Source organism: Actinacidiphila sp. bgisy160 (genome assembly GCF_057707815.1).
In genome coordinates this window covers 1-19717 of the sequence record NZ_JBYIQW010000029.1, presented here as the reverse complement: position 1 = coordinate 19717, position 19717 = coordinate 1, and the positions used below count along the sequence as shown (strand labels likewise).

Sequence of the window (19717 nt, the reverse complement as noted above, 5' to 3'; positions counted from 1 at the left end):
CGCGCCGCGGGCGCGGGCGGGGCGGGCCGTCAGTTCCCGTCCGCCGGCGCGGGGTCCTCGTCCTCCTCGTCGTCCTGCCAGCCGAAGCTCCGCTCGACCGCCTTCTTCCAGCGGCGGTACTCCTTCTCACGGGTCTTCTCGTCCATCCGCGGCTGCCACTCGGCGTCCTTGCGCCAGTGCGCCCTGAGCGTGTCCAGCCCGTCCCACACGCCGGTGGCGAGCCCCGCGGCGTAGGCCGCGCCCAGGGCCGTGGTCTCCGAGATCCGGGGCCGCACCACGGGCACGCCCAGCACGTCCGCCTGGTGCTGCATCAGCAGGTTGTTGGCCGTCATGCCACCGTCGACCTTGAGCCCGGTGATGTGCACGCCGGAGTCCTGGTACATCGCGTCGACGACCTCGCGGGTCTGCCAACTGGTCGCCTCCAGCACCGCCCGCGCCAGGTGGGCCTTGGTGACGTACCGGGTGAGGCCGGTGATCACGCCGCGCGCGTCGGAGCGCCAGTACGGGGCGAAGAGCCCGGAGAAGGCGGGGACGATGTACGCGCCGCCGTTGTCCGGGACGCTCGCCGCCAGGGCCTCGATCTCGTCCGTCGCGCTGATGATGCCGAGGCTGTCGCGGAACCACTGCACCAGGGCGCCCGTGACGGCGATCGACCCCTCCAGGCAGTAGACCGGCGCTTCCCCGCCCAGCCGGTAGCCCACCGTGGTCAGCAGGCCGTTCTTCGACGGCACGGGCCGGTTCCCGGTGTTGAGCAGCAGGAAGCTGCCCGTTCCGTACGTGTTCTTGGCGTCGCCCGTCCCGTAGCAGGCCTGGCCGAAGACCGCGGCCTGCTGGTCGCCGAGGGCCGAGGCCACGGGCACGCCGCCCAGCTGGCCGACAGCCGTGCCGTACACCTCGGCGGAGGAGCGGATCTGCGGGAGGAGCGCCTCGGGGACGTTCATCGCGGCGAGGATCGCCCGGTCCCACTCCAGCGACTCCAGGTTCATCAGCATCGTACGGCTCGCGTTGGTGACGTCCGTGACGTGCACGCCGCCCTCGGTCCCGCCCGTCAGGTTCCAGATCAGCCAGGAGTCGATGGTGCCGAAGGCGATCTCGCCGTTCTCCGCGCGGCGGCGCAGCCCCGGCACGTTGTCCAGCAGCCAGGCCGCCTTGGGGCCGGAGAAGTAGCTGGCCAGTGGCAGGCCGGTGGACTCGCGGAAGCGGTCCTGGCCGTCCTGGCCGCCGAGCCGGTCGCACAGCGCGGCGGTACGGGTGTCCTGCCAGACGATCGCGTTGTGCACCGGGCGGCCGGTGGTGCGGTCCCACAGCACGGTCGTCTCGCGCTGGTTGGTGATGCCGAGCGCGCTGAGCTGATCCGCGCGCAGCCGGGCCTTGGCGAGCGCGCCCGCCACCACGGCCTGCACCTTGGCCCAGATCTCGGTGGCGTCGTGCTCCACCCAGCCCGGCTTGGGGAAGATCTGGCGGTGCTCGCGCTGGTCCAGCGCCACGATCGACCCGTCGGAGTCGAAGATGATGCAGCGGCTGGAGGTAGTTCCCTGGTCGACGGCGGCCACGTATCGGGTCGCCGTGCCGGACGTATCGGTCATGACCGCCTCACTTGAACGCGACGTTGTAGATGAGACCGGACAGGGCCCCGCCGATCAGCGGACCGGCCACCGGGATCCAGGCGTACGCCCAGTCGGAGGTGCCCTTTGACGTCTCCGTTGGAATACATGACGGCTCCTTCGCGCAAGCGCACGTGTCGGGCATGCGCCGCCAGGGAAAAGCGCACGCGGACGCGGGTACGGAGGTCCCTCCTCCCGACCGGCCTCCGCGCCACCCGGAAGTGTTGTCCCGGGGTGATGGAGCGTCAAGGTATCGGACAGATCACCTGATTACGACCACCGACGAGCCGTGCCCGGACAGGGCCTGGTTCGCCGTCACCCCCACGCGGGCCCCGCTCACCTGCCGGGGGCCCGGCAGGCCGCGCCACCGCCAGTTGAGCTCGCACGCATGGGCGAGCGCCTGGGCGGGCGCGGCCTCCCCGAAGGAGGAGGGCAGGCCCCCGCTGGGATCGACCGGAATCCCCCCGGGCGACGTGGCCCCGTCGCGCAGCGGCTCCACCGCCCCGCCCGGCGGGCACAGGCCCAGGTCCTCGTACCAGTCCGGTTCCAGTGCGGTCGACAGGTCGTACACCTCCGCCCGGTCCAGGTCCCCCGGACCGATGCCGGCCTCCTCGTACGCGGCGCGGACGACCGGACGCCGGGAAGCCGGTGGAGGCCTCGCGGTGGGCTGGCGGCGGTCGATGAGTCGGTGGCGCTGCCGGGGAGGTCGGGCACCGTGCTGATGGACCGCGCGATGGTGGAGACGGCGCGGATCCGCACCGGATCGGCCGTCGCGCGGAGCCGGGCGAAGCGCAGACGGCAGCAGCGGCACCGGTGCCGAGCAACCGGAAGTCCCCGTCCGCCGTGTCCTGCGTGAACCGGCGCGCCGGCACGGGTCTCCGTGACCGTGCCATGCCCGTCCCTTCCTCCGATCTGACGGCTCGTCAGCGGCGGCCCACGGGCCGGCCGGCGGCGAAACGCTGTGGACGGTGTCGGTGCCGGCTGCTAGGTTTTTCTCGAAACGAGAAATACTCGAAGTGAGAACAACTGGGCAGGGGTGGCGCACGATGGCAGACCGGCAGGGCGAGGACGCGTTCCTCGCCGCTTACGACCCGCGCGCCTTCGAGCCCATCGCCGTGACCGTCGACGTCGTCGCGCTGACGCTGCGTCAAGGTGGCCTTCACGTCCTGCTGGTGCGCCGTGGCGGCCCGCCCTACGAGGGTGCCTGGGCGCTGCCCGGCGGTTTCGTCCACGCCGGCCACGAGTCCCTGGACGAGGCGGCGGCCCGCGAACTGGCCGAGGAAACCGGGCTCGACGCGGCACGCGGCCTCGGCCGCGTCCACCTCGAACAGCTCGGCTCCTATGGCCGTCCCGACCGGGACCCGCGCATGCACGTCGTCTCCGTCGCCTACCTCGCCTTCGCCCCGGACCTGCCCGAGGCGCGGGCCGGCAGCGACGCCGCGGCGGCCGAGTGGGTCCCCGTCGGGGCCCTGGCACCGCAGGGGAACCCGGACGCCGTCACCGCGCGTCCCAAGGAGCAGGACCGGCCGGCCGGGATCCACGGGGGTGGTTCCGGCCGCCGGTCCGGCCAGACGCCAGGCATCAGCGCCGACCTCGCCTTCGACCACGGCACGATCCTTGCCGAAGGACTCGACCGGGCCCGCGCCAAGATCGAGTACACCCCCCTGGCCACCGCCTTCCTCGGCGAGGAGTTCACCATCACCGAGCTCCGCTCGGTCTACGAGGCGGTCTGGGGCCGCACGCTGCACGCCGGGAACTTCCACCGCAAGGTGCTGTCGGTGCCGGGCTTCGTCGAGTCCACCGGCACCACCGTCGGCCGCGGCGGCTCCAAGGGCGGCCCCAGGGCCCGGCTCTACCGCGCCGGCGACGCCCGCCTCCTGCACCCCGCACTGCTCCGCCCCGACCGTGAGGACAGTGTCCGATGACCGCCACGACGCGATCCGCGTCCGCATACCGCGTCCGCACCTTCGACGGCGCCCTGGCCGCCCTCGGCCGGCCCTTCCCGGCCGACGCCGGTGAGGCCGCCCGGCACTACCGCCGGCTGGCCCGGCTGCTCCACCCCGACACCGCCCCGCCCGGCCGCGCGGACGAGGCCGCGGCCGCCTTCGTCCGCCTCACCGCCCTGTGGCGGCCGCACACGGGCGACGGTCCGGCCCTCACCACCGCCCGCGGTGTGTACCGGCTGGGGCCCGTCCTCGCCGAGGGCGACCTCGCCGTGCTGCGCGCCGCCGGCCCCGGCACCGTACTGAAGATCCCGCGGCGGCCCGTCGACAACGACCTGATGGAGCGGGAAGCCCGCGCCCTCACCCGGCTGCACACCGTCGCCGACGCCCGGCACCGCGCCTACGCGCCCCGCCTGACGGAGTCCTTCCGCCACCGCGGCCCCGACGGCACCGAACGCCGTGTCAACGCGCTCCAGCGGCTGCGCGGTTTCCACACCCTCGCCGAGGTCCACGCCCTCCACCCCGGCGGCCTCGACCCGCGCGACGCCGCCTGGATGTGGCGCCGCCTGCTGGCCGCCCTCGGCTGGGCGCACCGCGCCGGCGTCGTCCACGGCGCCGTGCTGCCCGAACACGTCCTCATCCACCCCGCACAGCACGGCCTCGTTCTGGTCGACTGGTGCTACTCCACCGACCGCGGCGCGACCGTCCCCGCCCTCGTGGAGCGGCACCGCCCCCTCTACCCGCCCGAGGTCACCGGCCGGCGCCCCGCCACCGAGGCCACCGACATCCACCTCGCCTCGCGCTGCGTCGGGCAGCTGATGGGGGACCGCGCGCCACGCCCGCTGAGCGCCTTCCTCCGCGGCTGCACGCTCCCGTCCGGGTCCCGACGCCCGCACGACGCGTGGCGGCTGCTCGCGGAGCTCGACGACGTCCTGGAACGCCTCTACGGCCCGCGCACCTTCCGCCCGTTCACCATGCCGGGCACCGACACCTGACACCGCACACCCGACACCCGAAACACCCGACACCAAGGGGGAACCACCATGGGCAGCGGAAGCTGGTCCACCAACGTCTACGACGCCGCCGCGCGCTATCGCGCCGCCAGCGGCGCCGGCGCCTTCGCCTACAGTGACCGCGTCACCTCGTCCGCGCCGCGCGGTTCCTGGACCGCGCACCCCTCGCTCGACCCGAAGGGCATCGGCGTCCGCGAGAGCCGCGACTCCGACGAGCACCCCACCTCGCTCGCCATCGCCGTCCTGTTCGACGTCACCGGATCCATGCGCACCGTCCCGCAGGTCCTGCAGACCAAGCTCCCCGAGCTCTTCGGCCTGCTCCTGCGCAAGGGCTACACCGAGCACCCGCAGATCCTCTTCGGCGCGGTCGGCGACGCCACCTGCGACCGGGTCCCGCTCCAGCTGGGTCAGTTCGAGTCTGACAACCGCATGGACGACGACCTCGGCAACATCCTGCTCGAGGGCGGGGGCGGCGGACAGATGACCGAGTCCTACGAGCTCGCCCTGTACGCGATGGCCCGGCACACCTCGCTCGACTGCCACGAGAAGCGCGGCCGCCGCGGCTACCTCTTCCTGATCGGCGACGAGCTGCCCTACGGCAAGGTCAAGGCCCGCGAGGTGCGCGACGTCCTCGGCGAGGACCTCGCCGAGGACATCCCGGTCACGCGGATCGTCGCGGAGCTCAAGCAGAAGTTCGACGTCTACTACATCCTCCCGGCGGGCTCCTCCTACGTCGGCAACACCGAGGTCCTGGGCACCTGGCGGGGACTCCTCGGCCAGAACGTAATCGAGCTCGACGACCTCGACGCCGTCTGCGAGACCATCGCCGTCACCATCGGGCTCGGCGAGGAGGCCATCGACCTCGCCGAGGGCCTCGACGACCTCGCAGACCTCGGCTCCACCGCCACCGGCACCGTCGGCAAGGCCCTGGCCGCCCTCGACCGCGACCGAGCGCCCGTCGCGGTGACGGACACGCCCCTGATCGACGGCTCCGGCGCCGGCGGCGACTCCGCCACCGGCACCACCCGCCTGTAGGCCCTTCCCGGAGGACCCCGTGCACACCATCGTCGTCGACCTCGGCTACGGCGACGCCGGCAAGGGCACCGTCGTGGACCGGCTCTGCGCGAGCGGGCCGGTTCGCGCGGTGGTCCGCTTCAACGGCGGAGCCCAAGCGGCGCACAACGTCGTCACCACCGACGGACGCCACCACACCTTCGCCCAGTTCGGCTCCGGCACCCTCCAGGGCGTCCCCACCCACCTGTCCCGTTTCATGCTGGTGGACCCCCTCGCGCTGGCCGCCGAGGCAGACCACCTCACCACCCTCGGGGTCACCGCCCCGTACGCCTTTCTCAGCGTCGACCGCGCGGCGCGCCTCACCACCCCGTACCACGCCGCCGCCAACCGGCTGCGGGAGCAGGCACGGGGAGCGGCCCGCCATGGTTCGTGCGGCATGGGCATCGGCGAGACCGCCGCCTACGCCCTCGCCCACCCGGAGGAGGCCCCCACCGCGGGGGACTGCGCCTCACGCCCCCGGCTGCTGCGCAAGCTGCGCCTGCTGCGCGACCGCCTGGCCGACGAGTTCGGCCGGCGCCTGCCCGCCCCACCGCCCGAGGACTGCGCCGACGCCCTCACCGCCTTCGCCCGCGCCGTCACCCTCACCGGCGACGGCCACCTCGCCCGCGTCCTGCGCGAGGGCGCGGTCGTCCTCGAGGGCGCCCAGGGCGTGCTCCTGGACGAGTGGCACGGCTTCCACCCGTACACCACCTGGTCCACGACCACCTTCGCCAATGCCGAGACCCTGCTGGCGGAAGCCGGCCGGCAGGCCCGCCGGCTCGGCGTCGTACGGACGTACACCACCCGGCACGGCCCGGGACCGCACGTCACCGAGGACCGGGAACTCGCCCCGCTGCTGCCCGAACCGCACAACGACCACGGCCCCTGGCAGGGTGCCTTCCGCACCGGCCACTTCGACGCCGTCGCCCACCGCTACGCCGTCGAGGCCTGCGGCGGTGTGGACGCCCTCGCCGTCACCCACCTGGACGCGCCCCGCCGCTGCCCGCAGCTGCGGCTGGTCCGCGCGTACGACACCGGCGAGACGCGGCTGCCCACCGCCCCGCCCGGGGACCTCGGCCGCCAGGCCGCCCTCACCGAACGGCTGCTGACGGCCCGCCCGGCCCGCTGGGACGTGCCCGGCCCCGATCCGGGCGCCTGGTCGCAGGCGATCGGCGACGCCCTCGGCGCACCGGTCGTCCTGGAGTCCCACGGCCCGACGGCCGCCGACAAGCGGGAGGTTCAGCGCAGGATCCCGGCCTGCCGCGCGGCCGTCATCCAGGACGGGAACTCGGAGAGGATCCGGTCGTAGAGCTCCGCGTCCGGCACGGTGGCGATGTCGTCGACGGCGAAGAAGCCGACGTTGTCCACGCGCCGGCCCGGCAGGGTGTCGAAGCGCTCCAGCACCCCGTAGTCGGCCCGTCCCAGTCCGACGAACTGCCAGAACACCGGCTCCTCCACCGCCTCCCGCAGCTGCTGCTCGATCTGGGCGTTGCGGTAGACGCCGCCGTCGGAGAAGAACAGCACCAGCGTCGGTGCCGCCGTCGGGTACGCCCGCACGAAGGCCCGGACCTCGGCGATGACCTTCTGCTCCTCGTTCTGGATGCCGACGAACCGCATGTCGACCTGGCCCGGCTGCAGCCCGTGCCGGGGCTTCTTGGGACGGCCGAACAGGCTCAGTTCGCCCACCCGGACGTGCAGCCGCAGCCACAGCGGCAGTTCCGCGATCCGCAGGTCCGGCAGCCGTGCCGAGTGCGAGGCGAAGGTCCACGCCTGCATGTCGCCGTCGTCGTCCAGCTGGGCCGCGACCGCCGCCATGCGCTCGACCACGTCGGCGACGACCCCGCGCGCGTACAGGCCGCTCATCGAGCCCGACGCGTCCAGCACGAGGATCACGCGCGCCACGACGCCCGCCGCACCGTGCTTGCGCAGGCTGACGGCGACCTGCTCCTTGCGCAGGCTCAGCCGCTCGCGCATGTCGGGAGGCAGGTGCTCCTCGCCCTTGGTGAGACGCGTGGCCGGCGGCGGGGGAGGGGCAAGGGGAGGCGGCACCGTCACGGGCAGCGCGGGCCGTGGGCAGGGCGGCGCCGGAGGGGAAGGCGGCGGCGCGGCCGGCGCCACGGGAGGCTGCGGCGCGTCGACGGTGATCCCGAAGTCCGTGGCGAGCCCGGCCAGTCCGGAGGTCCAGCCCTGCCCGACGGCGCGGAACTTCCAGACCCCGCTGCGCCGGTACAGCTCACCGCCGAGGAACGCCGTCTCCGTCGTGGCCGCCATGTCGAACCGCACGATCACGGCCCCGTTGCGCGCGTCCAGCAGCCGCAGCCGCAACCCCGGCACCTGACCGAAGGTGCCGCCGTCCGCGGAGGCGCACAGCACGATCCGCTCCACGGCCGGCTCCACGCGGGCCAGGTCGACGTCGAGGGCGTCCGAGGCCTGCCCGGGTCCCGTCTGCTTCCCGGCGTGCCGCACGGCGCCGGAGGCGTGCGCGGGCTGGTTGTAGAACACGAAGTCGGCGTCGGAGCGCACCCGTCCGTCGCCGCCCAGCAGCAGCGCCGAGGCGTCGACGTCGGGCACGCCGGGACCCGCGGTCCAGTCGAGCACGGCCCGCACGGCGGGCACGGGAACGGGCAGATTGGCGCCTTTTCCGAGGGATTCGGGTGTCACGGCGCCAGTGTGCCCTCTCACCCGCCGCGACGGACAGGGCTCCGCACGACACCCGTGCCCGGCCGGTCAATCCGCTACAGTCCGCGCGTGAGCACTCGCCGCAAGGACCGCCACTGCTCCTACTGCGGTACGGAGTTCGCCCCTGGCGCGGGATGGCCGCGCACCTGCGCCGCCTGCGGTGGCGTCACGTACCGCAATCCGCTCCCCGTCGCTGTCGCCCTGCTGCCCGTGCGCACCGCCGAGGGCACCGGTCTGCTCCTGGTCCGCCGGGCCATCGAGCCGCGGCGGGGACTGCTCGCCCTTCCCGGTGGTTTCGTGGACCTCGGCGAGACGTGGCAGGAGGCCGTGGTACGCGAACTCGACGAGGAGACCGGCATCAAGGCCGCCGCGGGCGACGTACGGCTGGCGGACGCCCTCAGCGGGGACAGCGGGCACCTGCTGGTCTTCGGCCTCCTGCCGGAGCGCGCCGCGCGGGACCTGCCGCCCGCCGTCGCCACCGACGAGACCGACGGCCGGGAGATCCTCCTCGCCCCCGCGGAACTGGCCTTCCCGCTGCACACCGCGGCGGTGCGCAACTGGTTCGGCGGCCGCTACTGAGGCGGCACCGAACGGCCGCTACCCAACCGCGGCGCCACGCACGCGCACCGGGTACCCCACCGCGTCGTGGTCCTCACGCACCACGACGACCTCGCCGTCGGCGATCCGCGAGGTGAAGCGCTCCACCCGCGGGTCGGCCCAGCCGTCCCCGGCGTCGGTGATCAACGTGCCGCCCCCGCCGCGCCCGGGCGCCGGAGCCCACACCTCCAGGGTCACCGTGCCGTCCTCCTCCGCCACCGGCACCACGGCGCCGGCCCTGGCCAGCACCGGGACACGCTCCGGTGGCGCGGGCAACAGCACCTGACCGGGCCCCTGGTACGCCTCCCCGGTCGCGGTGTCGTACCAGCGGCCCCTGGGCAGCCGCACCGCCCGTTCCGTCGCACCCTGCTCCAGCACCGGCGCCACCAGCAGCGCGTCCCCCAGCAGGAAGGCGTCCCCGCACGAGCGCAGTTTGCGGTCCTCCGGATCGCCCCACCACACCGGCCGCACATAGGGCGCGCCCGAACGCCGCGCGGTGTGCGCGAGCGTGTACAGGTAGGGCATCAGCCGCTCCCGTTCGCGCATCGCCGCCCCGGCCGCCTCCAGGACGCGCGGCCCGAACTCCCACGGCTCACGGTGCCCGGCGTCGATCGCCGAATGCGTGCGGAAGAACGGGAGGTACGCGGCCATCTGGAACCAGCGCAGGTAGAGCTCAGGGGACGGGTTCCCGGTGAACCCGCCCACGTCCGGCCCCGAGTACGGCACCCCGCACAGGCCGAGCCCCAGCACCAGCGACAACGACGAACGTAGCCCGGGCCAGCCCGTCGACACGTCGCCCGACCATGTGCCGCCGTACCGCTGCATGCCCGCCCAGCCGGAGCGGGAGAACAGGAACGGCCGGGAGCCGGGCCGCAGTTCGCGCAGCCCCTCGTGGCCGGCCCGGGCCATGGTCAGCCCGTACACGTTGTGCGCCTCGCGGTGATCGCCGCCGCGGCCCTCCAGCGCGTGCCGCGCGGAGCGGGGGAGCGTGGTGTCGCCGAACGCGGCGAAGGACACCGGCTCGTTCATGTCGTGCCACACCCCGGCGAAGCCCTGCGACAGACGCTCCGCGTAGAGGCCGCCCCACCACTTGCGCACCCGCGGGTCGGTGAAGTCCGGGAAGACCGCGTCGCCGGGCCACACCACGCCGTGCACCGTGCGTCCCTGCGCGTCCCGTACGAAGGCGTCGGCCGCGGCCCCGCTGTCGTGGACGGGGTTGCCCGGCTCCAGCTTGACGGCCGGGTCCACGATCGACACCAGGCGCACCCCGTGCCCGCGCAACTCCTCGGCGAGTGCGGGCAGGTCGGGGAAGCGCTCGCGGTCGACGGTGAAGACCCGGTGGCCGTCGAAGTGGTCGATGTCCAGGTGCAGCGCCGACAGCGGCAGTTCCCGCTCACGATAGCCCGCCGCGACCCGGCGCACCTCCGCCGCCGTGCCGAAGCCCCAGCGCGAGTGCTGGTACCCCAGCGCCCAGCGCGGCGGCAGCGCCGGCCGGCCGGTCAGCGCGGTCCAGGAGGAGAGGATCCGCGCGGGCGTGCCGGGGATCACCCAGTAGCGCAGCGGGCCGCCGTCCATCCGTGTCTCGCAGCCGCCGGGGCGGTCGTGGCCGGAACCCGCGCCCTCCTCGCCGTCGCGCAGGGTCACCCGGCCGTCCCAGGTGTTGTCGTGGAAGACCAGATGGCTGCCCGCGTCGGCGACGACCAGCTGCAGCGGCATGGTGATGTACAGCGGATCGGTCTCCGGCTCGAAGGCGCCGCCGGGGTCGGTGTTCCACAGCCGGTACGTGCCCTCGCTCAGCCGCGGCCCCGCGGCGCGCCCGCCGAGCCCGAAGACGGCCGCGTCCGCGGCGGTCTCAGAGCGCTGCACCCAGCGCGGTTCCGCGCCGCCCGCCGGGTTCGCCGTGTTCACCGGGTCCCACCAGCGTGGCGGCAGGTCACGCCGCAGCAGCAGGCCCCCCGGCGTGCGGAACTCGACCGCCCCGTGCCGGGAGACCAGCACCGTGATCCGCTCCGACACCACCCGCCAGCCGTCCTTGTCGGGCTCGATGACCGCCCGTGTGTCGGCGTCGGGGCAACTGCCGTCCAGCGCGTACGACGGCTCCGGCTCGGCGCCGTCCCAGCCGCAGAACACCGCGCCGCCCGCCGCGACCCGCACCCGCAGGGTCGACCGGGCGAAGCGGACCAGCCCGCCGCCCGGCAGCGGATCCGCGCCCTCGGCCGGTCCCGGCACCCGCGCCCGCTCCGGTCCCCGCCGCGGGAGGTCACGTGCGTCGGTGCGTTGCCGGCGCCACGCCGCGCGCACCGCCCTCAGCCCGTTCGCCGATCCGACCTGCCGTACCTGCCGCACCAGGTCCCGAGCATCCATGAGGCCCACCCTTTCTCCGTTCCCGCCCGCCCAGCCGCCGGCCGGCCACCTTCCACCTGGCGGCCCGGCACATGCTTCCACCCCCCAATGTGTGGGGCGTGCCCTGGCGCCTGAGACGATCGCGTGGCATCGTCCTGCCCAGCCGCGACCGGGGACATTCCGCCCGGCCGGGGTCCAGCCGCAGATCACGCAGCGTCGCGTACCGTCCGGGAGCCGCCCCATGAGCACCACACCTGAGCCCACCGCCGACCCGGCGACCGAGCAGCCGCTCTGGCAGCCCGGCCCGGACCGTGTCTCTGGTGCCCAGGTGACGCGCTTCCAGGCCTGGGCGGCGGAGCACCACGGCGCGCCCGCCCCCGACACCGCCGACCCGGTCGCCGGCTACCACGCCCTGCACGCCTGGTCGGTGCGCGAGCCCGAGACCTTCTGGCAATCCGTCGTCGAGTGGTTCGACGTGCGCTTCTCCTCCCCGTACGCGACCGTCCTCGCCGACGCCTCCATGCCCGGCGCGAAGTGGTTCCCCGGGGCCACCCTCAACTACGCCGAGCACGCACTGCGTCCCGCCGGCGACGCGACGCGGGCCGGTGAGCCCGCCCTGCTCCACCTCGACGAGCGCCATGAGACCGGCGCCACGAGCTGGGCCGACCTGCGCCGCCAGGTCGCCTCCCTCGCCCACGAGCTGCGCGCCCTGGGCGTCCGCCCCGGCGACCGGGTCAGCGGCTACCTGCCCAACGTCCCCCAGGCCGTCGTCGCCCTGCTGGCCACCGCCGCCGTCGGCGGCGTGTGGACGTCCTGCGCCCCGGACTTCGGCGCACGCAGCGTGCTGGACCGCTTCCAGCAGGTCGAGCCCGTCGTCCTGTTCACCGTCGACGGCTACCGCTACGGGGGCAAGGAGCACGACCGCACCGGGGTCGTCGCCGAGCTGCGCGCCGAACTGCCCTCGCTGCGCGCCGTCGTGCACATCCCGCTGCTGGGCACGGCGGCCCCCGAGGGCGCCCTGGAGTGGGAGTCCCTGGTCTCCGGCGACCCCGAGCCGGTCTTCGAGCAGGTCCCCTTCGACCACCCGCTGTGGGTGCTCTACTCCTCCGGCACCACCGGCCTGCCCAAGGCCATCGTCCAGTCCCAGGGCGGCATCCTGCTGGAGCACCTCAAGCAGACCGGCCTCCACCTCGACCTCGGGCCGCGGGACCGGTTCTTCTGGTACACCTCCACCGGCTGGATGATGTGGAACTTCCTCGTCGGCGGCCTCCTCGCTGGATCCACGATCGTCCTGTACGACGGCAGTCCCGGCTTCCCCGACACCGGGGCGCAGTGGGGCGTGGCGGAGCGCACCGGCACCACCGTGTTCGGCACCTCCGCCGCGTACGTCATCGCCTGCCGCAAGGCCGGCGTCCACCCCGGCCGCGACCACGACCTGTCGGCCGTCACGTGCGTGGCCACCACCGGCTCCCCGCTCCCGCCGGACGGCTTCCGCTGGATCCACGACGAGGTCAAGGAGGACCTGTGGATCGCCTCCGTCAGCGGTGGCACCGACGTGTGCAGCTGCTTCGCGGGCGGCGTCCCGACCCTTCCGGTGTACATCGGCGAGCTCCAGGCCCCCTGCCTCGGCACCGACCTGCAGGCCTGGGACCCGTACGGAAAGCCCGTCACCGACGAGGTCGGCGAACTGGTCGTCACCAACCCCATGCCGTCGATGCCGGTCCACTTCTGGAACGACCCCGACGGGAGCCGCTACCACGACAGTTACTTCGAGATGTTCCCCGGCGTCTGGCGGCACGGCGACTGGATCACGCTGACCTCGCGCGGCACGGTGGTCATCCACGGCCGTTCCGACTCCACCCTCAACCGCCAGGGCGTCCGCATGGGCTCCGCCGACATCTACGAGGCCGTCGAACGCCTCCCGGAGATCCGCGAGTCGCTGGTCATCGGCATCGAACAGCCCGACGGCGGTTACTGGATGCCCCTGTTCGTGCAGCTCGCCGAGGGCGCGGTGCTCGACGACGCCCTCCGCGACAAGGTCAAGCGCATCATCCGTGAACAGCTCTCCCCCCGACACGTCCCGGACGAGATCATCCCGGTCCCCGGCGTCCCGCACACCCTCACCGGCAAGCGCATCGAGGTCCCGGTGAAGAAGCTGCTGCAGGGCACGCCGCTGGACAAGGCCGTCAACCCGGGCTCCGTCGACAACCTGGAGCTGCTCAGGTTCTACGAGGAGCTGGCCCGCACCCGCGGCTGAGCGCCGCCCCGGGGGGTGAGGCGGGCCCGGGTCCCGGCCCGCCTCACCCCCCGTACGTCGCCCCGAACTCGCCGAGGACGCCCGCGAAGTCGGCGGCCAGCGTGCCCGCCTCCGCGGGCCGCAGCCCCGCGGTCGTGATCCGCACCCCGGGCCCCGCCGCGAGCCGGAACCTCGCCCCCGCGGCCACCCACCACCCGCGCGAGCGCAGTCCGTTCACCACCGCCGCCTCGTCCCGCACGGGCACCCACACGTTCAGCCCGCTCGCCCCGTGCGCCGCGATCCCGCGCGCTCCCAGTTCCGCGACCAGGGCCTCCCGCCGCTGGGCGTACGCGTCCCGCGCCGCCTCCACGAGCAGCCGTGCGGCCGCGTCCGTCATCAGCCGCGCGGCCATCGCCTGCAGCACATGACTGATCCACCCCGAGGTGAGCAGCAGCCGCCCGTCGTGCCGCGCCAGTGTGGTCGGGTCGCAGGCGAGGGCCGCCCACCGCAGGTCCGTGCCCAGGTACTTGGTGACCGTGCGCACCTGCGCCCAGCGCGGCAGCCCTCCTGACGTCAGGCTGTTCAGCGGTACGCCCGCGATCTCCGCGGCGTGGTCGTTCTCGATGACGAGCACGTCGGGCGCCTCCCGCAGCACGGCGAGCAGAGCGTCCCGTCGCCACGGCGAGAAGTACCCGCCGTACGGGTTCTGGGAGCGCGGACTGCACACCACCGCGCGGGCCCCGGCCCGCAGCGCGTCGCGCAGCGCGTCGGGCCGCATGCCCTCGTCGTCCACCGCGACGGGCACCATCCGCAGGCCCAGCGCGGGCACCAGGTCGAGCAGATGGTGGTAGCCCGGGTCCTCCATCGCCACCGCGTCGCCGGGCCGCGACTCGACGGAGAGCAGCCGCCCGACGCAGTCCAGCGCGCTGTGCGCGAACGTCACGTCGTCCGCCGGGACCCCGTCGCGGTCGAACCACATGCGGGTCAGTTCCTCCAGCTCCGGCAGGCGCGGGGCCGAACGGTGCGAGCGCACCCCGGGCGTCACGCGCACCGACGCCGGCAGTTCCGGCAGGAAGGCCGGGTCCGGATGCCCGCCGGTCAGGTCCCGCAGCCCGTCGGGCACCTTCGGCGGTCTCCTGGACGCCACCGCGGGCGCCTGCGCGACGACGGTGCCGCCACGGCCGCGCGTGACGACGATCCCGCGCTGCCGGAGCTCCTTGTAGGCGGTCGCCACCGTGCCGGGACTGACTCCCAGGCGATCGGCCAGCGTCCGCACCGGCGGGAGCGCGGTCCCCGGGGACAACGTCCCGTCGGCCACCCCCCGTTCCACGGACGCGGCAATGCCCTTGGCGCTCGTGCCACTGATCGCATATTGTGCTGCCACATTCGCAAGTCTGTATCAATACAAACTTCGGGTCAAGGGGGCAGTGCATGCGATTCCCTCGCAGCCGCAGCGACATCGAGGATCTCGTACCGGGCGGCCGCGACGGCCGCCGCATGCTCTGGGTGAGCCTCACCGACAAGGCCGGATCCGGTCTCTGGTACGGCACTTCGGCGCTCTACTACACGTACGTCGCCGGCCTGTCCCCGCACGAGATCGGCCTCCTGCTCGGCGTCGCCGGCGCCGTCGGCGTAGCGGGCACCCCCGTCGCGGGCCGGGTCGCGGACCGCGTCCCGCTCACCCGGCTGCTGCCCGCCGTCCACGCCCTGCGCGCCGCGGCCGCCGTCGGCATCCTGCTCACTGGAACCTTCTGGCTGCTCCTGGCCATCGCCGCGCTCGGCAGCCTCGGCGACCGTGCCGCCTCGGTCCTCACCAAGCTGTACGCCGCCCGCGTCGCCGGCCCGGACCGCGTCCGCTACCAGGCCCTCCAGCGCACCGTCGTGAACATCGGCTTCGGCGTCGGCGGGCTTGCCGCCGCCGTCGCCCTGGCCATCGGCACCGGAACCGCGTACCGCACCATGCTCATCGGGGACGCCCTCTCCTTCGCCGGCGCCGCCCTGCTCGTCCTGCGCTGCGGCGAACCACCGTCGCCCGCACGCGTGGTGACCGGCGCGCCCGCCACCACGGGCGGGGAACCGCCCCGGACGAAGACCCCTGCCACCAGCCCGTGGCGCGACCGCGGCTACCTCGCGTACACCGCCACCGAGACCCTGCTCCTCCTCGACGACACCGCGCTCAACGTCGGCCTGCCCCTGTGGATCGCCACCGCGACCGTCGCGCCGCACAGCCTCGTCGCCCTGCTCTTCGTGCTCAACAACGTCCTCGTCGTGCTCTTCCAGGTCCGTCTCAGCCGCCTCGGCGACGAGCCGCGCAGGGCCGCCGCCTCACTGCCGCTGCTCGGCGTCGCCTTCCTCGTCGCGGGAGGGGCCATGGCAGTCTCGGCCGTGGGCTCGGCGGGGGCCGCCGTCGTCGCCCTCGTCGTCGCCGCCACGGCCTTCACCGCCGCGGAGATCGTCCACGCCGCGATCTCCTGGGAGTTGTCCCTCGCCCTCGCGCCCGGCCGGTCCCAGGGCTCGTACCTCGGTGTCCACGGGCTCGCGCAGTCCGCCCAGCGCTCGGCCGGCCCGGTGCTGCTCACCTCCGCAGTCATGGCCGCGGGCCCGCTCGGCTGGCTGGGCCTCGGCGCCGGACTCGCCGCCGTCTCCGTCGGCCAGCGCGCCCTCGTCCGCCGCCGCCTCGACCGGCTGGACGCCGTGGAAGAGCAGGGGGCCGCGGACCTGAAGACCCCCGCCGTCCCCAGCGCGACGGTGACTGTCAGTGGTGGCGATTACGGTGAGTGACAGTTGACCGTCGTACCGAGGGGGAGCCGTCATGGCACACACCAAGCACCGCAAGCAGAGCGCCCGCCCCGCCCGCCGTGCCGCGAGGACCGGCCGCCGCGCCCTGCGCCGCGAGGCACCGACCACCGTCGCCGTCCTCACCGACCCCGCCGACTTCGCCGCCATGCGCGGCTACCGGAGCTTCACCTTCGACGACCACAGGACCTACCTGAGGCAGATCGAGGGCTTGCTGCGCTCCCTCGCCTCCCGCGGCATCCACGCCCGCGTCGGGCCCTTCGACCCCGCCGAGTACGCCGAGTACTGCGCCGACACCGGCCACGACCCCGACAGCTCAGGCTCCCGCACGCGGTACGCCGCCGACGTCACCACGGCCGGACCCACCGTCCCCTACACAGGACAGCCCCTCGAACTCCTCGTCACCGAGCTCGAGTACGAGGCGGGCCGCCAGGCCACCTGGGAACGGGCCTCCGGCATCCTGGCCCGCGCCGGGGACTGCGCCGGCTGCGGCGACGACCTCGCCCGTACGTCCTTCGACCGCGCATCCCAGGCACTGATGCGCCTCCTCGAAGCCGCGGGACCCGGCCACCACCACCTCGTCTGCAGCGTGCCCGCCGAGGGCACCACGCTCCTCGCCGCCATGCACGCCCGCTGCGACGAGCAGGGCATGGTCCACCTCGTCGAGGCCGAGGCCCTGGTCTGCTGCACCGTCCTCGCCGCGGGGATCGCGGAGGACAGCCCCGGAGGCCTGGTACTGCGCAGCGGCACGGGCACCGGACAGCCCCCACCGGACCGTCCGGACGAGGTGCGCGGCTGGACGCTGCGTGACGGCTGGCTCCAACCCCTCACCGAGGCACAGGTCTTCAACGCCTACTGCACCGACGCCGAGTCCGGCGATCCCGTACCGCCCGAGCCCGGCGTCGTCCACCGCCCCGGATTCGTCCTCCCACCACCGGAGGACGGCTGAGCTCCGCGGGGCGCGGGAACGCCCAGGGGCGCCCCACCACCGGTGGGACGCCCCTGGGGAGCACGGGAAGCGATCACTCCCCGGACAGCACCGCCTGCGCCGCGCGCCGCGCCTCGTCCGCCGTGTCCGTCGCCCGGGCGGCCGCCGCCGCCCGCTCGCACTGCGCCAGGGTGTACTTCGCGAGTGTCGCCCGCACGTAGGGAATCGACGCCGCGCCCATCGACAGGCTCGTCACGCCCAGACCTGTCAGCACGCACGCCAGCAGCGGATCGGAGGCCGCCTCACCGCACACACCGCAGCTCTTGCCCTCGGCCCGCGCGGCGTCGGCCGCCGCGGCCACCAGGTCCAGCAGCGCCGGCTGCCACGGATCCTGCAGCCGCGAGACCGAGCCGATCTGGCGGTCCGCCGCGAAGGTGTACTGCGCCAGGTCGTTGGTTCCCAGCGAGAGGAACTCCACCTCCTGCAGGATCGAGCGCGCCCGCAGCGCCGCCGACGGGATCTCGACCATCGCGCCGAACTTCGCGTGCAGCCCGGCCGCCCGGCACGCGTCCGCGAACGCCTTGGCGTCCACGCGGTCCGCCACCATGGGCGCCATGACCTCGAGGTACACCGGCAGTCCCTCGGCGGCCGTGGCGAGCGCCCGCAACTGCGTGTGCAGCACGTCGGGGTGGGCGAGCAGGGTCCGCAGACCGCGCACGCCCAGCGCCGGGTTCGGTTCGTCCGCGGGCGTCAGGAACTCCAGCGGCTTGTCGGCGCCGGCGTCGAGCACCCGGACCACGACCCGCCCTTCGGGGAAGGCCTCCAGCACCTGCCGGTACGCCTCGACCTGCATCTCCTCCGACGGCGCGTTCTTCGAGTCGTCCAGGAAGAGGAACTCCGTGCGGAACAGGCCCACGCCCTCCGCGCCCGCCTTCACGGCGGCCTCGACGTCCGCGGGACCGCCGACGTTCGCCAGCAGTGGCACCTTGTGCCCGTCCGAGGTCGCACCGGGCCCCGAGGTCGCGGCGAGCGCCGCCCTGCGCTCCTCCGCGGCCTTCGCCAGCTCGGCCCGCCGGTCCTTGTCCGGGTCGACGTAGATGTCGCCGGTGCTGCCGTCCACGGCGACGACCGTGCCCTCCACCAGCTCCGTCGCGCCCGGCAGCGCCACCACCGCGGGTACCCCCAGCGCACGCGCGAGGATCGCGCTGTGGCTGGTCGGCCCGCCCTCCTCGGTCACGAAGCCGAGCACCAGCGAGGGGTCCAGCAGCGCGGTGTCGGCCGGCGCCAGGTCGCGCGCGATCAGCACGTACGGCTCGTCGCTGTCCGGGACACCCGGCATCGGCACCCCGAGCAGCCGCGCCACGATCCGGTTGCGGACGTCGTCCAGGTCGGCGACCCGCCCCGCCAGGTACTCGCCCGCGTTGGCGAGCAGGGCCCGGTAGGAGGCGAAGGCGTCGTACACCGCGCGCTCCGCCGAGCTGCCCACCGCGATCCGGCGCTCCACATCGGCCACAAGCTCGGGGTCCTGCGCCATCAGCGCCTGCGCCTCCAGCACCGCCTGCGCCTCGCCACCGGCCAGGTTGCCGCGCGCGATCAGGTCGTTGGCCACCGCCTCGACTGCCTGACGCGCCCGGGCCTGCTCCCGCGGCGCCTCGTCGGCCGGAATCTGCTTGGCCGGGGGCTCGAGAACCGCGGTTCCCATGTGCCGTACCTCGCCGATCGCCACGCCGTGGCTGACACCGACGCCTCGCAGCGTTGTCTCCATCTCACCCGTCTCCGTTGTCGCGGACGCTCGCGACCGCGTTGCCTGTGTGTATGCGTCGGGAGTGGCCTTGCCGGAAAGGCTACGTCCAAGAGAAGAGCGTGGCTCCAGTGGCCACCTCTCCGTCCTCGACGAGGCCGGCCAGGGCCTCGGCCGTCGCCTCCAGAGCCACCACCGGGCACACCGGGGACTTGCCGGCGGCCTCGACCGCCGCGGGGTCCCAGCGCACCATCTTTTGGCCGCGCACGACGGTGTCGCCCTTGTTGACGAGCACCTCGAAGCCCTCGCCGTTCAGCTGCACCGTGTCGATGCCGAGATGGGTCAGCACCCCGTGCCCGTCTGCGTCCACCACGACGAACGCGTGCGCGTGCAGGGACACGACCACCCCGTCCACCGGCGACACGGCCACTGACGGCTCGCGCACGGGGTCGATCGCCGTGCCGGGCCCCACCATGGCACCCGAGAACACGGGGTCGGGCACCGCGGCCAGACCGATGACGCGCCCGGTCAGGGGCGACGAGACAGTCGTCATGATGAAGCCTCCAAGCAAGTGGTCCAGACCACTCAAGTCTGCCACCCCCTCAAGGCCCGGCACACCACGGCACCGCACGCAACCCCGATTTGCTCCGACCGGGCTCCTCCAGTACGTTGGGTTAACCCCGCGACGAGAACGCCACGGAGACGTGCGTCCTCACGATGGGTCGGTAAATCCGGCGGAAAGCATCTGCTAAAGTCGGGGAGCGCGAAAGCCGAAAGGCCGAAA

At 74.0% G+C, this 19717-nt stretch carries 14 protein-coding genes and 2 pseudogenes; 8 read left to right on the top strand and 8 right to left on the bottom strand.

The window, feature by feature from the left end; genetic code table 11:
• Positions 1-29: 29 nt before the first annotated feature.
• The 3 genes and pseudogenes from glpK to AC3EUJ_RS22275 form a co-directional block, all read right to left on the bottom strand.
• Positions 30-1586 (bottom strand): glycerol kinase GlpK, encoded by a 1557-nt coding sequence (gene glpK, locus AC3EUJ_RS22285; RefSeq protein ID WP_431964006.1) that lies wholly within the window; start codon positions 1584-1586, stop codon positions 30-32.
• Positions 1587-1593: 7 nt separating this feature from the next.
• A pseudogene (locus AC3EUJ_RS22280) lies at positions 1594-1695 on the bottom strand (aquaporin family protein); the annotation flags it as partial.
• Between the two features lie 171 nt (positions 1696-1866).
• A pseudogene (locus AC3EUJ_RS22275) lies at positions 1867-2399 on the bottom strand (thiolase C-terminal domain-containing protein); the annotation flags it as partial.
• Between the two features lie 251 nt (positions 2400-2650).
• On the opposite strand from AC3EUJ_RS22275, the gene AC3EUJ_RS22270 reads away from it, so the two are divergent.
• From AC3EUJ_RS22270 to AC3EUJ_RS22255, 4 genes are read left to right on the top strand one after another with little or no spacing between them, the layout of a single operon-like run.
• Positions 2651-3529: an NUDIX hydrolase gene (locus tag AC3EUJ_RS22270; RefSeq protein ID WP_431964004.1), complete on the top strand. Its 879-nt coding sequence runs from the start codon at positions 2651-2653 to the stop codon at positions 3527-3529.
• Positions 3526-4542, top strand: a complete 1017-nt coding sequence (locus AC3EUJ_RS22265; protein ID WP_431964002.1) for a molecular chaperone DnaJ — start codon at positions 3526-3528, stop codon at positions 4540-4542. The genes AC3EUJ_RS22270 and AC3EUJ_RS22265 overlap by 4 nt, the downstream gene beginning before the upstream one ends.
• Positions 4543-4590: 48 nt before the next feature.
• Entirely contained in the window at positions 4591-5595 is a 1005-nt protein-coding gene (locus AC3EUJ_RS22260; RefSeq protein ID WP_431964000.1) for a hypothetical protein, read from the top strand.
• 19 nt (positions 5596-5614) lie between these two features.
• Positions 5615-6922, top strand: coding sequence for an adenylosuccinate synthetase (locus tag AC3EUJ_RS22255; RefSeq protein ID WP_431963998.1), 1308 nt, complete (start codon positions 5615-5617; stop codon positions 6920-6922).
• Here AC3EUJ_RS22255 and AC3EUJ_RS22250 read toward each other — a convergent pair.
• On the bottom strand, positions 6853-8274 hold the full coding sequence (locus tag AC3EUJ_RS22250) for a VWA domain-containing protein (RefSeq protein ID WP_431963996.1): 1422 nt from the start codon (positions 8272-8274) through the stop codon (positions 6853-6855). The two genes, AC3EUJ_RS22255 and AC3EUJ_RS22250, sit on opposite strands and share 70 nt — an antisense overlap.
• An 87-nt stretch (positions 8275-8361) precedes the next feature.
• On the opposite strand from AC3EUJ_RS22250, the gene AC3EUJ_RS22245 reads away from it, so the two are divergent.
• Positions 8362-8871, top strand: a complete 510-nt coding sequence (locus AC3EUJ_RS22245; protein WP_431963994.1) for an NUDIX domain-containing protein — start codon at positions 8362-8364, stop codon at positions 8869-8871.
• A gap of 18 nt (positions 8872-8889) precedes the next feature.
• Here AC3EUJ_RS22245 and AC3EUJ_RS22240 read toward each other — a convergent pair whose 3' ends face one another.
• Positions 8890-11253, bottom strand: a complete 2364-nt coding sequence (locus AC3EUJ_RS22240) for a glycoside hydrolase family 31 protein (protein WP_431963992.1) — start codon at positions 11251-11253, stop codon at positions 8890-8892.
• Positions 11254-11473: 220 nt separating this feature from the next.
• Between AC3EUJ_RS22240 and AC3EUJ_RS22235 the strand changes: the two genes are divergently transcribed.
• Positions 11474-13489, top strand: a complete 2016-nt coding sequence (locus AC3EUJ_RS22235; protein ID WP_431963990.1) for an acetoacetate--CoA ligase — start codon at positions 11474-11476, stop codon at positions 13487-13489.
• Positions 13490-13532: 43 nt separating this feature from the next.
• Here AC3EUJ_RS22235 and AC3EUJ_RS22230 read toward each other — a convergent pair whose 3' ends face one another.
• On the bottom strand, positions 13533-14852 hold the full coding sequence (locus AC3EUJ_RS22230) for an aminotransferase class I/II-fold pyridoxal phosphate-dependent enzyme (protein ID WP_431963988.1): 1320 nt from the start codon (positions 14850-14852) through the stop codon (positions 13533-13535).
• 47 nt (positions 14853-14899) lie between these two features.
• Between AC3EUJ_RS22230 and AC3EUJ_RS22225 the strand changes: the two genes are divergently transcribed.
• Together AC3EUJ_RS22225 and AC3EUJ_RS22220 are read left to right on the top strand one after the other, a co-directional pair.
• Positions 14900-16249 (top strand): MFS transporter, encoded by a 1350-nt coding sequence (locus AC3EUJ_RS22225; protein ID WP_431963986.1) that lies wholly within the window; start codon positions 14900-14902, stop codon positions 16247-16249.
• A 31-nt stretch (positions 16250-16280) separates the two neighbouring features.
• The gene (locus tag AC3EUJ_RS22220; protein WP_431963984.1) at positions 16281-17213 is read left to right on the top strand and encodes a hypothetical protein; all 933 of its coding nucleotides are present in this window, start codon (positions 16281-16283) and stop codon (positions 17211-17213) included.
• Between the two features lie 73 nt (positions 17214-17286).
• Here AC3EUJ_RS22220 and ptsP read toward each other — a convergent pair whose 3' ends face one another.
• Both ptsP and AC3EUJ_RS22210 read right to left on the bottom strand, forming a co-directional pair.
• Positions 17287-18957, bottom strand: coding sequence for a phosphoenolpyruvate--protein phosphotransferase (gene ptsP, locus AC3EUJ_RS22215; protein ID WP_431963982.1), 1671 nt, complete (start codon positions 18955-18957; stop codon positions 17287-17289).
• A gap of 79 nt (positions 18958-19036) precedes the next feature.
• Positions 19037-19486 carry a PTS sugar transporter subunit IIA gene (locus AC3EUJ_RS22210; protein ID WP_431963980.1) on the bottom strand — a complete coding sequence of 150 codons (450 nt, stop codon included), beginning with the start codon at positions 19484-19486 and terminating at the stop codon, positions 19037-19039.
• Positions 19487-19717: the final 231 nt, after the last annotated feature.

What these genes read in the sequence shown, in the direction of transcription:
- glpK (WP_431964006.1), bottom strand. Translation starts at nt 1,586, where the DNA reads ATGACCGATACGTCCGGCACGGCGACCCGATACGTGGCCGCCGTCGAC.
- AC3EUJ_RS22270 (WP_431964004.1), top strand. Translation starts at nt 2,651, where the DNA reads ATGGCAGACCGGCAGGGCGAGGACGCGTTCCTCGCCGCTTACGACCCG.
- AC3EUJ_RS22265 (WP_431964002.1), top strand. Translation starts at nt 3,526, where the DNA reads ATGACCGCCACGACGCGATCCGCGTCCGCATACCGCGTCCGCACCTTC.
- AC3EUJ_RS22260 (WP_431964000.1), top strand. Translation starts at nt 4,591, where the DNA reads ATGGGCAGCGGAAGCTGGTCCACCAACGTCTACGACGCCGCCGCGCGC.
- AC3EUJ_RS22240 (WP_431963992.1), bottom strand. Translation starts at nt 11,253, where the DNA reads ATGGATGCTCGGGACCTGGTGCGGCAGGTACGGCAGGTCGGATCGGCG.
- AC3EUJ_RS22235 (WP_431963990.1), top strand. Translation starts at nt 11,474, where the DNA reads ATGAGCACCACACCTGAGCCCACCGCCGACCCGGCGACCGAGCAGCCG.
- AC3EUJ_RS22225 (WP_431963986.1), top strand. Translation starts at nt 14,900, where the DNA reads ATGCGATTCCCTCGCAGCCGCAGCGACATCGAGGATCTCGTACCGGGC.
- AC3EUJ_RS22220 (WP_431963984.1), top strand. Translation starts at nt 16,281, where the DNA reads ATGGCACACACCAAGCACCGCAAGCAGAGCGCCCGCCCCGCCCGCCGT.
- ptsP (WP_431963982.1), bottom strand. Translation starts at nt 18,957, where the DNA reads ATGGAGACAACGCTGCGAGGCGTCGGTGTCAGCCACGGCGTGGCGATC.
- AC3EUJ_RS22210 (WP_431963980.1), bottom strand. Translation starts at nt 19,486, where the DNA reads ATGACGACTGTCTCGTCGCCCCTGACCGGGCGCGTCATCGGTCTGGCC.